15 protein-coding genes are annotated in these 13,703 nt (G+C 49.0%); 3 read left to right on the forward strand and 12 right to left on the reverse strand.

Annotated elements, in window-relative coordinates; translation table 11 throughout:
* Nucleotides 1-215 precede the first annotated feature (215 nt).
* The 4 genes from U0026_RS14235 to U0026_RS14250 are packed head-to-tail and all read right to left on the reverse strand — an operon-like array spanning nt 216 to nt 3,318.
* Entirely contained in the window at nt 216-899 is a 684-nt protein-coding gene (locus U0026_RS14235) for an amino acid ABC transporter permease (protein ID WP_062778349.1), read from the reverse strand.
* Nucleotides 889-1,671 carry an amino acid ABC transporter permease gene (locus U0026_RS14240; protein ID WP_174525777.1) on the reverse strand — a complete coding sequence of 261 codons (783 nt, stop codon included), beginning with the start codon at nt 1,669-1,671 and terminating at the stop codon, nt 889-891. Before U0026_RS14240 ends, U0026_RS14235 begins: the two co-directional genes overlap by 11 nt.
* Nucleotides 1,668-2,489: an amino acid ABC transporter ATP-binding protein gene (locus tag U0026_RS14245; protein ID WP_062778351.1), complete on the reverse strand. Its 822-nt coding sequence runs from the start codon at nt 2,487-2,489 to the stop codon at nt 1,668-1,670. The genes U0026_RS14240 and U0026_RS14245 overlap by 4 nt, the downstream gene beginning before the upstream one ends.
* A gap of 1 nt (nt 2,490) precedes the next feature.
* Entirely contained in the window at nt 2,491-3,318 is an 828-nt protein-coding gene (locus tag U0026_RS14250; protein ID WP_062778353.1) for an ABC transporter substrate-binding protein, read from the reverse strand.
* 388 nt (nt 3,319-3,706) lie between these two features.
* On the opposite strand from U0026_RS14250, the gene U0026_RS14255 reads away from it, so the two are divergent.
* Nucleotides 3,707-4,114 (forward strand): Spy/CpxP family protein refolding chaperone, encoded by a 408-nt coding sequence (locus U0026_RS14255; RefSeq protein ID WP_062778354.1) that lies wholly within the window; start codon nt 3,707-3,709, stop codon nt 4,112-4,114.
* A 35-nt stretch (nt 4,115-4,149) separates the two neighbouring features.
* Here the strand turns inward: U0026_RS14255 and U0026_RS14260 are convergent, their stop codons facing one another.
* The 5 genes from U0026_RS14260 to U0026_RS14280 form a co-directional block, all read right to left on the reverse strand.
* Nucleotides 4,150-4,686 (reverse strand): hypothetical protein, encoded by a 537-nt coding sequence (locus U0026_RS14260; RefSeq protein WP_062778356.1) that lies wholly within the window; start codon nt 4,684-4,686, stop codon nt 4,150-4,152.
* A 20-nt stretch (nt 4,687-4,706) separates the two neighbouring features.
* Nucleotides 4,707-5,354, reverse strand: coding sequence for a Qnr family pentapeptide repeat protein (locus U0026_RS14265; RefSeq protein WP_062778357.1), 648 nt, complete (start codon nt 5,352-5,354; stop codon nt 4,707-4,709).
* 87 nt (nt 5,355-5,441) lie between these two features.
* Nucleotides 5,442-6,887 carry an alpha/beta hydrolase gene (locus tag U0026_RS14270; protein ID WP_062778359.1) on the reverse strand — a complete coding sequence of 482 codons (1,446 nt, stop codon included), beginning with the start codon at nt 6,885-6,887 and terminating at the stop codon, nt 5,442-5,444.
* Nucleotides 6,888-6,919: 32 nt separating this feature from the next.
* Nucleotides 6,920-7,261, reverse strand: a complete 342-nt coding sequence (locus U0026_RS14275) for a DUF1294 domain-containing protein (protein ID WP_062778361.1) — start codon at nt 7,259-7,261, stop codon at nt 6,920-6,922.
* Nucleotides 7,262-7,322: 61 nt separating this feature from the next.
* On the reverse strand, nt 7,323-8,198 hold the full coding sequence (locus tag U0026_RS14280) for a LysR family transcriptional regulator (protein WP_062778363.1): 876 nt from the start codon (nt 8,196-8,198) through the stop codon (nt 7,323-7,325).
* Nucleotides 8,199-8,316: 118 nt separating this feature from the next.
* Here U0026_RS14280 and U0026_RS14285 point away from each other — a divergent pair, with 118 nt between their 5' ends.
* Entirely contained in the window at nt 8,317-9,168 is an 852-nt protein-coding gene (locus tag U0026_RS14285; protein WP_062778365.1) for a Vmh family MBL fold metallo-hydrolase, read from the forward strand.
* 136 nt (nt 9,169-9,304) lie between these two features.
* Here the strand turns inward: U0026_RS14285 and U0026_RS14290 are convergent, their stop codons facing one another.
* Entirely contained in the window at nt 9,305-9,697 is a 393-nt protein-coding gene (locus tag U0026_RS14290; protein ID WP_228552216.1) for a cell envelope integrity TolA C-terminal domain-containing protein, read from the reverse strand.
* Between the two features lie 368 nt (nt 9,698-10,065).
* On the opposite strand from U0026_RS14290, the gene catA reads away from it, so the two are divergent.
* The gene (gene catA, locus U0026_RS14295; RefSeq protein WP_062778367.1) at nt 10,066-10,743 is read left to right on the forward strand and encodes a type A chloramphenicol O-acetyltransferase; all 678 of its coding nucleotides are present in this window, start codon (nt 10,066-10,068) and stop codon (nt 10,741-10,743) included.
* A 76-nt stretch (nt 10,744-10,819) separates the two neighbouring features.
* Here the strand turns inward: catA and U0026_RS14300 are convergent, their stop codons facing one another.
* Entirely contained in the window at nt 10,820-12,748 is a 1,929-nt protein-coding gene (locus U0026_RS14300) for a putative bifunctional diguanylate cyclase/phosphodiesterase (RefSeq protein ID WP_062778369.1), read from the reverse strand.
* 17 nt (nt 12,749-12,765) lie between these two features.
* Nucleotides 12,766-13,260, reverse strand: a complete 495-nt coding sequence (locus U0026_RS14305; protein WP_062778371.1) for a putative pterin-binding protein — start codon at nt 13,258-13,260, stop codon at nt 12,766-12,768.
* Nucleotides 13,261-13,703 lie beyond the last annotated feature (443 nt).

Below are 13,703 nucleotides of genomic sequence, written 5' to 3' on the forward strand. Positions count from 1 at the left end.
GGGAAATCAGATTGGGTAGCCCGCCCGAGCGAAGCGCCGCCGGGAAATAAGATTTAGTAGCCCGGCCAAGCAAAGCGCCGCCGGGAAGTAAGATTGGGTAGCCCGGCCAAGCGAAGCGCCGCCGGGAAATAAGATTGGGTAGCCCGGCCAAGCAAAGCGCCGCCGGGAAATAAGATTGGGTAGCCCGGCCAAGCGAAGCGCCGCCGGGAAATCCGTTACCCCGCAACCCGTCTTTGCCAGCGTTTTGCCACTCTTTCCAGCCCAAAACAAAGCACGTAGTAAACCACACCGATAAACACGAAGATCGCCGTCGGGTAAATCTGTACACGGTTATTCACCTGCCCCGCCACGGTGGTTAGCTCTGGCACGTTGACGATAAACGCCAGCGACGTATCCTTGAGTAAACCAATAAAGATCCCCACCAGCGACGGCAACACGTTACGCAACGTCTGCGGCAACAAAATTAAGCGCAAGCTCTGCCCGGCACTCAATCCCTGCGTCAGCGCCGCCTCATATTGCCCACCCGGCAATGCCTGAAGCCCCGCCAGCACAGAGTGCATCACCATTGCCGCCGTAAACCAGGCCAGCGCCAGAGTGACCGTCACCGCACCGGGCAAATCGCTACCGGTCAGCATTGGCAGCAGGTACCACAGCCAGAAGATGACAAAAATCAGCGGGATCCCGCGAATGATTTCGGCCCACAAATACAGCAACCGCCGCACCGTACCGGGAAAGCGCCAGGCCACACAGGCCAGTAGAATCCCGCCGGGTAACGCCAGCACGCCCGCCCCCACAGCCATCATCAGCGTTAACGCCACGCCACCCGGCTCACCGACCGCCAGCCGTCCCCACAACAGGTAATCCAGGTTGTCGTAAATGACCGCCAGATTAGCGTTCATACTCAATACCTCCCTGTACATTCGTCGCCTGACGTTTGCGCGTAGACTGCCCCACCGGTTTTGGCCCCAGGCGAGTCAGCAGCAGCCCCAGCACCACGCCGGTGAACAGATAAAGCACTGTGCCAACAGCAAATGCCTCCAGCGCATGCGCGTTGTAACTTTCAATTTGCCGCACTTGATAGGTCAATTCGGCAAAGCCAATACCGCTTGCCAGCGATGAGAGCTTCATCAAATTGAGATACTGCCCGACCACCGGCTGCCAGGCGTTTGCCAGCCCCTGCGGCAGCAGTACATGTCGCAACAAACCGGCGGTGGAAAATCCCTGCGCTAATGCAGCTTCACGCTGCCCGTCAGGGACGCTTCGCAGTCCAGACGCGACCTCTTCAATCAAAAACGCCGAGGTAAATACGCCTAATCCCCAGGCAGAACAGATAAACTCCGGCGTCAGCCACCAGACGTTACCCGGCAGAATCGACCACTCGTGCGGATCGTTGATGAAGTTGCGCAGTTCTGATGGCAGAAAATTCCACGCGGCAAAGTACCAGAACAGCAGTTGTACCAGTAGCGGCGTATTGCGAAAAATAGACACCCAACAGGCGGTAATGCCCTGCCCAAATCTTCCACCCGCCAGACGCAGCAGCAAAAACAGCGTCGCCAGCAGACTGGCCAGCACCATTCCCGCGAGCGTCACCCACAGCGTGGCCAGAAAACCCGAGATTATCCATTGCAGAGGTTGTCCACTTAGGACTCCCTGCCAGTCAAAATGCATCATGACGTTGCTCGCTCCTGATGCAATGGATCGAGCACTTTTTGCAGGAAACGTACCGCACGTGGATGGCGTGGACGCATAAAGAACTCATCCGGCGATGCCACTTCCAGCACATCCCCACCGTCGATAAAGACCACCCGGTCAGCGATTTCGCGCGCGAACTGCATCTCGTGAGTGACCACAATCATGGTGATACCGCTATGCGCGAGCGACTGCATAACCTGTAGTACCTCGCCGATCATCTCCGGATCCAGCGCCGATGTGGGTTCATCGAAGAGAATGATTTGCGGCGATGAGGCCAGCGCCCGGGCTATCGCCACGCGCTGCTGTTGACCGCCGGAAAGCTGGGAAGGCATGGCGTCTGCTTTTTCAGCAAGCCCAACCCTGGCCAGTAATTCCAGCGCCCGTTTATGCGCATCATCACGCTTCCAGCCGTGTACCGACTCCAGCGCCAGCATGATGTTCTGCGATGCCGTCAGATGGGCGTAGAGGTTGAACTGCTGGAAAACAAATCCAATCCGGCTGCGCAACTGGCGTAATGCTTTGCCGCCGAGTTGCCTTGTCGGTTTGCCATCCACCAGAATCTCTCCGCCGCTGAGGGTTTCAAGTTGGTTAATCAGACGAATCAACGTTGATTTCCCCGAGCCGGAAGGCCCGAGGATCGCCACCACTTCGCCGGGGTTAATCGTCAAATTGATACCATTGAGTACCCGATGACTGCCATATTCTTTCACACTCTGACGGAACTCCACGCTGGCATTCTCTAGATGTGAAAAATCCGCGGCCTTTGCCGCGGAGTGTGAGCGTAAAGCCGACAACATATTATTTTGCTTCTATGGTAAAAGAACGGGGTTGTGGGGCTTTGGTGGATGGACCAAACCAGACGTCGTAAATCTTCGCCGCGTCACCGGATTTTTCCAGCGCCACCAGCTCATCATTGACCGCTTTCAACAGCGAAGCTTCGCCTTTCTTCACGCCCACACCGATCTCTTCTTTACTCAGCAATTCCGGCAGGATTTTGAATTTGGCTTTGTCCGGTGCTTCGCCCAGCAGACCCGCAAGAATGGTGCTGTCCTGAGTGATTGCCTGCACATTACCGTTACGCAGCGCAGTCAGCGCCAGCGGAATATCATCATAAGAGAGCACGCGCGATTGCGGGAAACGCTGGTGTAGCGTCTGCTCGCCGGTGGTGCCTTTCACCGCGCCAATACGGGCTTTGCTGTAGTCATCCAGCTTGTCGCCGCTTGCAACCGGCACCAGGAATTGCTGTCCGGTCACAAAATACGGCGTTGAGAAATCAATCACCTGCGCGCGTTCTGGGGTGATGGTGATATCCGCCACAATCAAATCAGCCTTGCCGGACTGTAATAAGGGGATACGGTTTGCCGGATTCGTCGCCACCAGTTCCAGCTTCACGCCCAGTGATTTCGCCAGCGCTTTGGCAAAATCGACGTCGTAGCCCACCAGTTCATGGGTTTTAGCATCGACGGAGCCAAACGGAGGATTCGCGTCAAAGGTCGCGACTTTCACCACGCCTTTAGCTTTAATATCCGCCAGTTGGTCGGCCTGTGCTGAGAAGGTGGTCAGACCGGTAGCCGTCAGGCCAACGATCAGTGCAATTTTTGTGAGTGTGCGTTGCGTCTTTGCCATAAGTTTTCTCGATACCCTGTTTTTGTATTGTCCTTTTACGCTCCCACACCGCCCTCACCGGTACAAATAACAATTCGTTATTCCTTATATCTAAAAAGGTTATAGGTAAAGTGATTGTTATTTAAAGGTAAAATAGAATCAAAACTGGCTACGCATGTGCAAAAATCGCATTTGCTTTGGCGTATTTTGCATTTCCACTGAGGCTATTTGACTGCTTAAATAAGGCAAGGAAGAGGTCAATAAATATGATTCCGGAGGGTGCTTGTTTCTCATCGTTACCCGCTGACACAACAATCTGCGAGCATCCATCACCACAGGCAACCTATTATAAATCCGACAATAAACGTAGGGTTTACCCTGTAACTTGACCGCTTTATGGATGACTATAATGATTAAATTTACCCGCACTGCTTTGCTTATCGCCACATTGGCTGGCACCACCTTTGCCGCCCAGGCCGCCACCACGACAACTCCTGCACCCGCACAAGATCCGATTGTTCAACACCTGAAGCTCAGCGATGCCCAGGTGTCAAAAATAAAAACGCTGCACCAGCAGCTGGAAAAGAACGTTGAAGGCATCTCAATGAAAGAGGTGAAAGACGGGATGATTATCGATATGTTCCAGTCCGGAAAATGGAATGAGGCAGGCGTCCAGAAACAGCTTTCTGCATTCAGCAAAGTTGACCAGCAGGTACGTTATTACAAAGTGAAATACTACTTTGACCTGAGCCAGGTTCTGACCGCTGAGCAACGTCAGCAGGTGCAGAAAGATTTGGCGCAGGCTGCGTCAGAGTAAGATTAAGTATGGCGCGGTGGAACCCTCCACCGCGTTCATTGGTCAGGCGATACCAGCGTGTAGGGATACAGGTGAACGAGGTTACCCGCCAAAGGGAAAAAGCCTAAGCTTTCCGTCCTTTTCTTTAATTCATCAAGCGCAAGACCGGCAACCGGTTCACGTCCACCCCAAACCAGCAGGCCGTTGTGTTGGTAATCTTCCATCACCTCAAGGGTTTTTCCATTGCTTAAGGCAATGACGAGTCTTTTCTCATTAACCGGTTGCAGATGCTGTTCGTCCTCTGCAATAAAGAGGTTCATCCCACCTGATTCGGCACTCTTTTTATCCCGTGGCGAAATAATCACGCCATTCGATGCCACCGGGGTAATCGTTAATTGCGCGGATTGGGGTTCAACCAATGTATGCGATGGCACTCTACCGCCCCAGACATGGAGGCCGTCTGGGATACCCGGCGGCAGCGGATTGGGGCTTTCCGCCAGTTCGAGCGTTTTGCCATTAGCGAACTTAGCGACAATGCGGTCGGCTTTTTGCAATAACACATCGCCATTCTTATCCACGGTATAGATTTTCATGCTCTCTCCCAAAATAGTCGCTAGGCAATGACCAGGATCCCAAGACGTTCCATAAGTAAGGATGCCTGATGGCTATCAAGCTTAACGCCTTCTAAATCAACACCACGTATATCCAAATCACCTATTTCGGAATTTGTTAGATCACAGTGGGTCACGTTAGCCGCACGCCAATCGAAGGAGGTAAATTCACCACCGGAGAGATCGGAACCACTGAAGGTGGCCCCGAGAACCTGCGTACCTATCCAGCGGTTTTCCCACAACTCGCACTTTTCGAGCACCACCTTCGAAAAGTTGGCATAGCTTAAATTGCTATTGGTGATATAGGCGCTGCAAAACCAGGTGCGGGTGGTAATCATATTCATGAAACTTGCCCCGCGAAAATCCGCGCCCTGAGCACGGCAGCCGCGAATTTCGATGCCCAGCGCGCTGGCGTTTCTGAAGTCTGCCATCGATAAATCACAATTTTTGAAAATGGCGTCTTTCAGCGTTGCCCGGCTAAAAGTGCATCCTCTCTGGCTTTCACGGTCATAAAACTGACAGTCGATAAATTCCGTTTCACTGAGATCTGCCGCAGAGAAATCACAGTGGTAGAACGTACTGTTCTCAATTTTTGCCCCGGTAAAACGGTTTTTCTCAATCTTTTCGCCAGTGAGCGCTAGAGCTGTCATAACACACCTGTTTTTTTATACAGTCAATTTATCCATGTTATGCGGTCTCGCAGGCAAGCGTCAAACGGTTCGTCCGCTATTAGGTATTTATTTAGAACCTATTTTCTGGTCAATCCGTTTAATCATATACGGGAAGAATGGGTTGGATGAGACACGCATTAATGTATCGAGATCAACCACCAGCACAGAGCGCTCCCCCCGGGCGGCAAAGGTGCCCAGACTGATGCCATATTGATTGCGGGGCTCGGGATAGCGTCCGTATAAGGAATCATTTAGCGGGAAAGGTAACGCAATATGAGAAAGAGAAAAAATATCGGCTGGATAATCGATCCCTAACGGCTCAACGTTCTCATTCACCCCACGTGCAGGAACGGTTCGAGCTTCCGTCCTCGTCGTTTCTGCCGTGATATTCGATACCACCGTCACACTGTAATTTCGCGGTGCAGGCGATAACATCTTTGGCAGCGCAACGGATGCCGACGCCCGGATTAACGGCGTCACGGTCGCCGCCTGGTTCAGGTCGAATAACACGACTTCACTGCCATTTGCCGGGAGCTTATCGTATAAGGCGGTGATCACCGCACGGCTGCTGACCGTAGAATCCACTACCGATTGGAAGGTCAGAACGGGCGGCAGTGCATCCAGCTTATGACGCTGGGAATCAGTCTGAATCTGCTTTTGCAGCGCCTGCGTTAATGCATAAGACTGACGCGCGGCATTCACCGGGAAAGAGTTGTATTTAAACGGATTAAACTCGGGAACAATACCGAGCCATGCGGCTTTGGCAAAAGCGGGAAATATCGCAGGCCATCCGGCAATACCGGTAAATCGCGCAAAGGACGTGATACCAATCATTGGCGAAATTAAAATGACGCGCTGAGGTTTTTCTAAAGCAGGATTATCCAGCGCATCCAGCGCGTATTTCAGTGCCAGCGCACCACCGTTGGAAAACCCCACAATATGTAACGGCAGATTCTTCTGCGTCAGCACTTTGGCTTCGCGTACCGCAAGGCGTGCCGCCGCCAACCAGTCTTGCCATTCCACATCCGTTAACGCGCCGGGTACCGTGCCGTGCGCAGGTAAACGAATACCGATCGCAACATAGCCATGTTGTTGATAATTTTCTGCAATATTATGCAGGCTGTATGGCCCGTCGGTAAGGCCATGAAGTAAAACAACGGCACCTTTCGGTTTCCCCTGCGGTTTCAGAATAAAGGAGCGATTCCAGTTTACTGAAAAATGGTCGGGATAGAGCGGGCTTTTGGCGTAATAACGATTAAGCGGCGTTTGTTGGCTGGGGTCTAACTTATCGGTGACATTCAGGCGAACAGCGTCAAAAATGCGGTCTTCAGCCGCGATATAGTCATTCCAGGTGGCTTTATCTATCTCACTCGTCTGCATTTCCTGCGGAACAAAGGTATGCCAGGGCTCCAGGTCCGGCTTGCGCTGGATATCATAAATCCGCGTCGCCACCACGCCAAGCAGGATGAAAATTGCGAAGTAAAAACACCGTTTAGCCCATTTTTTCAACATCAGTCTTTCTCCGCCCTTTCCGTTTTTCCATGTTAGCGTGCAAGGGAAGCCATGTAATAAACTCCCCCTAGCGCAATCACATTCAATATCACACTGATTATAAAATAGGTTTTAAACGGCTGCTTTTGGGTTTTATGGCGAAAGAGTTGTTGGCCGACAATCGCACCGGGCCAGCCTCCGACAATACCAAACACCAGTAAGGTGGATTCAGGCACTCTGCGCCAGGCCTTGCGCGCCGCCATCTTATCAGCGCCATAAATGATCAGAGTCAGGAGGTTGGCGAGCAGGAACCACATCAACGTGGAATGTAATGTCAACAGGCTGCTAATGGCCGCCAAAGCCAGAAGCAGATAACAAAAACGATTAAGATTCATACCCATAACCACAATTTTTTAGCGCACGTGAAAAACAAATTATACCCATGAAAAGCGACAATTACCCCAGATGCCCTTTGATGGCATCAAGAAACAGGCCAAGCGCGGCATGCTGATGATCGCGTGACTGATAAAGCCCATAAATACCGATCGGTTCAGGTTCGAGTTGCGGCAATACCCGTACTAGTCTGCCGCTGGCTAAAGCAACTCGCGCCTCGATTTCAGGCACCATCGCCAGACCAACATCCGCCTCAGCCATATCGCATAGCAGTGACGATATTCCAGCGCTGAAATTGCCGCGCACGGCCACCGATATCGCCCCTTTATCTTTATCGCGAAAAGACCACGACTGCCCGGAAAAACGGCTGTAATGCAAGCAATTATGCAATGTGAGATCTTCCACGGTGGTAGGCACTCCCGCACGTCGAAGATAGTCCGGTGACGCGCATAACACCGATTGGCATGTTCCGAGATAACGTGCAATTGCGCCCGGTTCTGGATCATTGGTGATACGAATCGCCAGATCGATTCGCTCCCCAACAAGGCTAACCGGATGATTATTAATATCAACCTCGATACGCAATGCCGGATATTGCGCCAGAAAAGAAGGGATAACCGGCCCAAGCAAGTGCGAGGCCGTAAAGTGTGCGCTGGCGATACGTAATGTCCCTGACGGCGTGATTCTGGTGGTATCCCCTTCTATGCCCTGTGATAACAAGGCCAGTTGCCGGGTTTTTTCCAGCGTTTTCTCGCCCGCTGGCGTGATGGTTAATCGCCGGGTTGACCGGTGAATTAGCCGCGCCCCGGCCCACTTTTCCATCTCATCAAGATAGCGGCTCACCATAGGGCGGGAGATACCCAGCGCACGCGCTGCTGCACTCAGGCTGCCAAGTTCACAGATACGATTGTACGTGATTGCCGCCATAATCCTGTCCATTGCATCCCCATCTGATCGTTTTACGAAACTCAGCATGTATTGTTTCAGGAATTCTAGCAGAAGCGCAAATCGGTAGAATACTGATGACACGAAACACACAAAACATTCAGGATTTCCCATGAACATAAAATCTCTCTCACTGGTCTTATCCCTGGCCGCCGCACCGGTATTTGCTGCCCCGCTCCACCTTGAGGTTTACAACCCTCAGGAAAAGGGGATTTTCCCGGTATCATCCACGCTGGTTTCCGGGCCTAAAGAGGCCGTCTTGTTCGATGCCCAGTTCAGCGTCAAAGATGGCGAGAAGCTGGTGCAGATGGTTAAAGCCAGCGGTAAAACGCTCAAAGAGATTGTGATAACCTCCGGCGATCCCGATTTTTATTTCGGTCTTGAGCCGCTGGTGAAAGCTTTCCCGCAGGCAAAAGTCGTAGCATCCCAGGCCGTGGTTGATCATATTAAGGCGACAAAAGACGCCAAGCTGGCCTTCTGGGGGCCGCAAATGAAAGACGGCGCACCGAGTAAAATCATCGTGCCGCAGGCGACAACTGCCACACGCTTTACCGTCGATGGTGAGCCGCTGGAGCTAAAACACGCGGGGGAATATGCCGCGTATGTGTGGATCCCAGCAAACAAAGCGATTCTGGGCGGTACCGGTATTGCGTCCGGTATCCATGTCTGGACGGCAGATACGCAAACGCCGGCGATTCGTCAGGGCTGGATGACGGTGCTGGGCGAAATGCAGTCTCTGAAACCGCAGCAGGTCATTCCGGGTCATTATTTAGGTGAGCGCCCAGCGCAGGATGAGGCTATCACCTTTACTCATCGCTATCTGCAAACGTTTGAGCAGGCACTCAAGAGCACCAAAGGGTCGGCAGGCGTTATCCAGACCATGAAAAAGGCCTACCCGGATCTTGCGGATGAGAGTTCGCTGGAATTGAGCGCAAAGGTCAATACCGGCGAGATGAAGTGGTAAAGCGGGGGCTGTCCTTTTAGTCAGCTTAGCTAAACAATAAGGGGAGATAATCCCCTTATTGATGCGTAAAGGACGAATTCCCAGAGAATTCCTCTCTTAACTTGCAACCTGAAACTGATGCTGAAAAGGGGTTTGACTAACCGCGCAAATCAAAGCGAGATTTTTGAAAGTCGCGGTATACCTCCTGATTAGTGAAGGCTGGAAATGTGGCTTTTTGGGCTGCTGATTTTACCGCTTCGCAATAAACTTTATTACCGTCGCTAGTTGAAATGTTTAAAAGCGTGCCATTCTGCGCAAATTCTAAATGCAACCTACACTTCTTCCCTTTCCAGTTTTGTGGCTCAGTAAGTTGTGCATTTATCGCTGCTCTTATCGCCCGCGCTTGAGTACCCCACTCATCCTGATCATCCCAGTTACCAGAACCGCAACTCCCCCTTGCAGTGGTCTTATGGCATGCGGATGGTTGTAACGGCGCGCACCCCGTTGCCAGAGTAGCCACAAATATCAGCATAAAAATTTTCGTTACCATTTCATTCGCACTCATTCCTTGCACTCTAATCACATTAAATTTGTCATAATAAGTGGCATATTATTCTACCATGACGGGTGCATTTTCAACTGTCTGCCTATAGCAAAGACGACAGTGAACAATCTTAGCGCAGATTTGAGCAAGAAATGGATGTCTTACGGTGTTTTATTGATAGGAAAGCCCTTATAGGTTGTACAATCTATTTTTATTATCTAATAGGTTAATTCCCCTCCTTTCCTCCCGTATAAAGATGCGCTACTCTGATAAAAACGTTCGCGACCAAAATAGTTTGCATCCTATCTGTTTTCTTACTTAATAAAAAACGCGGACCAACATCTAACGTGTAATTTATAACCAAAGGTTAAAAAATGAAAGAAACGCCCCTGGAATATACACCTGTTGACTTATCTCGTTGGGCAAGGAAAGAGCATTTTGAAGTATTTCAGTCATTTGCCCAATGCACATTTAACCAAACTGTCCTGTTAGATATTACCACACTGCAAAAACATATTAAGGAAGTTGGCTGGAAATTTTATCCTACAATTATTTCCCTGATTTCTAAAGCCATAAACAATCATGCGGAATTCCGCATGGCGATAAAAGACGATGAACTTGTCACATGGAATGAAGTTCACCCAAGTTATACAATTTTCCATAATGAAACGGAGACATTTTCATCATTATGGAGTCACTTCGATGGCAATATTCATCACTTCCAGGATGTTTATTCAGAAGACGTTGCACGCTATGGTCATAACCTGTCTTATTGGCCTAAGGGACAGTCTCCGGGAAATATATTTTTTATATCGGCTATTCCCTGGGTAAGTTTTACCAGTTTTAATATCAACGTTGCTAACATGCAGAATTTTTTTGCCCCCATGTTCACAATGGGTAAATACTACAATCAGGATGGAAAAATCTTATTGCCTCTCGCCGTTCAGGTACATCATTCCGTGTGCGATGGTTTCCATGTGGCAAGACTGATCAATGAGTTACAAGAGATGAGTGATGACATACAGCGTCTTTCAGAGGAGGAGTATAGATAAGGGGAAATGTTTCGGTGTATGCCCCTTCAGAATACACCGCAACGCTTAACTCGCGGGCAGGAGGATTACTTTCCTTTTAACCGTATCTGATTTTCCCATCAATATAAGGCTGAGGTTTACCAAAAAGATAACCTTGAATGAAATCACAACCCAGCATCTGAAGATTTTCCAACTGCTCCTGTGTTTCAACACCTTCCGCAATGGCCTTCATATTGAGGGATTTTGCCATGCCGGTAATGAGCTTGATGATATTAAGCGCGTCTTCCTGTGTTGATATCGAATGCACGAAGGACTTGTCGATTTTGATTTTATCGAAGGCAAGTCTGCTGAGGCGCGAAAGCGAAGAATAACCGGTACCAAAATCATCAATGGAGATTTTCACCCCCAAAGCCCGCAGCCTGTTAAGGGTATTCATCGGCGTATCATTCTCATTAAAGAGAGAGGACTCCGTCACTTCCAGTTCAAGACGCTCAGCGGGAAGTCCCGTTTCGTGCAGAATGGACAGCACGATTTCGGCAAAGGCATTGCTGCTAAGCTGCACAGGAGAGACATTGACTGAAATTTTTGCCGGAATCACCCATGAAGCGGCTTCCCGACAGGCAATTTCAAGCACCGATTTCCCCATCTCGTTAATCATTCCTGTTTTTTCAGCCACGGATATAAAGCTGTCTGGCGACAGAAGCCCCTTCAGAGGATGTATCCAACGAATGAGGGCTTCATAGCTGTAAATTTCCTGGCTGAATGAATCGACAATAGGCTGATAATAAACCACAAATTCTTTATTCACTAACGCCTGAGCCATATCATGCTCAAGCGTTCGGCTTTCCTGCAACTTTTCTAACATCCATTGCCGGAACACTTTTATCTTACCCGCACCTTCATTTTTGGCTTCATAAAGGGCCAGATCGGCAAATTTATAGAGATAGTCGGAGCGGCGTTCAGTGTCTGAGATGACGATGCCGACACTGGTGGTGATATGGATAATCGTATTATAAATCGTGTAGGGCTGGTTAATCGCATCGCATATATTTTGAGCTCGCAAAACGGCACAGTTCTCCGTCAGGCCACTTGAGAGAAACGCAAACTCATCCCCGCCTAAACGATAAAGGGTATCGTAAATCAGGCCCATCGAAATCAGACGCTGTGATATCTGGCGTAATAACATATCACCGGCATCATGACCGTACGTATCATTGACCTCCTTGAATCGATCTAAATCAAATAACATCACAGTCACAGCAGAATTGTTTTTTGCTGCGTCTTCGATGGTTTCGTTTAAATTACCCCAAAAAAAATGGCGGTTATTCATCTCTGTCAGAGAGTCATGATAAACGTCATACTCCAGCTTTGCATTCTGGTCTTGCAGCTGTTCTTTAGATTCCTGCAGCGCTTCAGCAAGGCTTTTTACCTGAAGGTGTGCCTTCAAAATATTCCTGTTTTGAAAAAATATCAGCACCCCAAGTATCGCACTCATGATGATCAGCAAAACAGACGTTGCTGAATAAATATAAAACAAGGTTTTAATTTTGAGGTTGGCGTCATTAATCGAGTTGATATCCCTATCCAAAGCACCGGACGACAAACGTCCCAGTTGAGCATCAAGCGCCTGCATTTCTTTCAGATATGACTGAAGTTGTGAGCGGTTCATTTTCTCAAGATGAACATCCAGATACTCAAGTGTCTTTGCAAGCTGTTGAGCCAGTGCGTGGTGGGTTTTACTACTTTCAATGAAATTCTTCAGATCACCTTCTTTCATGAGATCGCTCTGGCTGAGCATAATGTCGAGACGCATGCGTACATCATCCAGCGTGATCGTCTCATCAATAGTGTAAAGACCCAGTAACGCTTCAAACCGGTAATATTCTGAGACCATCTGTGCAGCTGACCACGAAGCAGTGTAGTGAGTCAGTTTCTGTAACTCTTGTTGCCTTTCATGCACGAGGAAAGAGATATATGCGGTAGATATAAAAAGAGAAAAAATGATGCCAGCCAGAATTCTGTTCATGTTGGTCTTGTGACCCCTTACTCAATATTCATTCTGCTGACCTGCCAGGCTGACCTTGAATAATAAATCTGGTTATTCAACTCCGGCAGGCTGTCATAGGGGTAAACAACAAACAATGGGCCTTTATCACGGATACGCATATATTCTCCGTTGATTTTTAAAGCAAGGATAACGTTGTATTTCTTAAAATCACTGAGAGGGATTTCGGTGGTGTAGTCATTGAGCGCAGTAACCTTAACAACAGAACCTTTTGCCCCAACATAATCCATCAGTTTTTGCAGTGGAACCCCCGTAAAAGTCGTGCGCCCGTCATACCAGGGAGAGGTGGTCTGAAAGCTAACCATACCGAGTTTCTCAAGGCTCGCGACATCAAAAACGGCTTTACCACCACCATTTGTATTTTCGATATTACCCGACAGCGTTAAAAGGACTTTACCGGCAGGTCTTGAAAGTTCACCCGCACAGACCAGTGTGGAGAGCGTAAAGCTTAACAGCATGACAATTAACCGCATTCTGACCTCGTATATCAACCGGATGTTAAAGAATTATAATTTAGTTACTGTGCTATTTACATATGCGTCAGAATTATTGTTGACCCCATCATTCCACAACTCAGGAACCCATTTAAAATCAATAAGTTAAAAAATTATTTTCTTTTAATATTGGCGAGATAAAGTCGATAACGATATTTGATATCTACAAAATAACGTTGCATCTGTGCAAAAATAAAGCCATAGATTGCCTCGACTAAAATAAACACACAGTAATATAAAGGTTTATTTTTTCGTAACCCAGCTGGAATTTACGCAAGCAAAGTCTGCTTCTGATACGAAGCAAACCATCTTAGTCTGTTATGATAGAACTGCACATATGCTGAGGATAGAGAACGCTCTTTGCATATGGGCTGTTGATTTCCCATATCATTTATTAGTTTCTCAGCAACAGTTTTGTTAAC

This window comes from Kluyvera intermedia (assembly GCF_034424175.1).
GTDB classification, from domain to species: Bacteria; Pseudomonadota; Gammaproteobacteria; order Enterobacterales; family Enterobacteriaceae; genus Kluyvera; species Kluyvera intermedia.

What these genes read in the sequence shown, in the direction of transcription:
- U0026_RS14235 (WP_062778349.1), bottom strand. Translation starts at nt 899, where the DNA reads ATGAACGCTAATCTGGCGGTCATTTACGACAACCTGGATTACCTGTTG.
- U0026_RS14240 (WP_174525777.1), bottom strand. Translation starts at nt 1,671, where the DNA reads ATGATGCATTTTGACTGGCAGGGAGTCCTAAGTGGACAACCTCTGCAA.
- U0026_RS14245 (WP_062778351.1), bottom strand. Translation starts at nt 2,489, where the DNA reads ATGTTGTCGGCTTTACGCTCACACTCCGCGGCAAAGGCCGCGGATTTT.
- U0026_RS14250 (WP_062778353.1), bottom strand. Translation starts at nt 3,318, where the DNA reads ATGGCAAAGACGCAACGCACACTCACAAAAATTGCACTGATCGTTGGC.
- U0026_RS14255 (WP_062778354.1), top strand. Translation starts at nt 3,707, where the DNA reads ATGATTAAATTTACCCGCACTGCTTTGCTTATCGCCACATTGGCTGGC.
- U0026_RS14260 (WP_062778356.1), bottom strand. Translation starts at nt 4,686, where the DNA reads ATGAAAATCTATACCGTGGATAAGAATGGCGATGTGTTATTGCAAAAA.
- U0026_RS14265 (WP_062778357.1), bottom strand. Translation starts at nt 5,354, where the DNA reads ATGACAGCTCTAGCGCTCACTGGCGAAAAGATTGAGAAAAACCGTTTT.
- U0026_RS14270 (WP_062778359.1), bottom strand. Translation starts at nt 6,887, where the DNA reads ATGTTGAAAAAATGGGCTAAACGGTGTTTTTACTTCGCAATTTTCATC.
- U0026_RS14275 (WP_062778361.1), bottom strand. Translation starts at nt 7,261, where the DNA reads ATGAATCTTAATCGTTTTTGTTATCTGCTTCTGGCTTTGGCGGCCATT.
- U0026_RS14280 (WP_062778363.1), bottom strand. Translation starts at nt 8,198, where the DNA reads ATGGACAGGATTATGGCGGCAATCACGTACAATCGTATCTGTGAACTT.
- U0026_RS14285 (WP_062778365.1), top strand. Translation starts at nt 8,317, where the DNA reads ATGAACATAAAATCTCTCTCACTGGTCTTATCCCTGGCCGCCGCACCG.
- U0026_RS14290 (WP_228552216.1), bottom strand. Translation starts at nt 9,697, where the DNA reads ATGGTAACGAAAATTTTTATGCTGATATTTGTGGCTACTCTGGCAACG.
- catA (WP_062778367.1), top strand. Translation starts at nt 10,066, where the DNA reads ATGAAAGAAACGCCCCTGGAATATACACCTGTTGACTTATCTCGTTGG.
- U0026_RS14300 (WP_062778369.1), bottom strand. Translation starts at nt 12,748, where the DNA reads ATGAACAGAATTCTGGCTGGCATCATTTTTTCTCTTTTTATATCTACC.
- U0026_RS14305 (WP_062778371.1), bottom strand. Translation starts at nt 13,260, where the DNA reads ATGCGGTTAATTGTCATGCTGTTAAGCTTTACGCTCTCCACACTGGTC.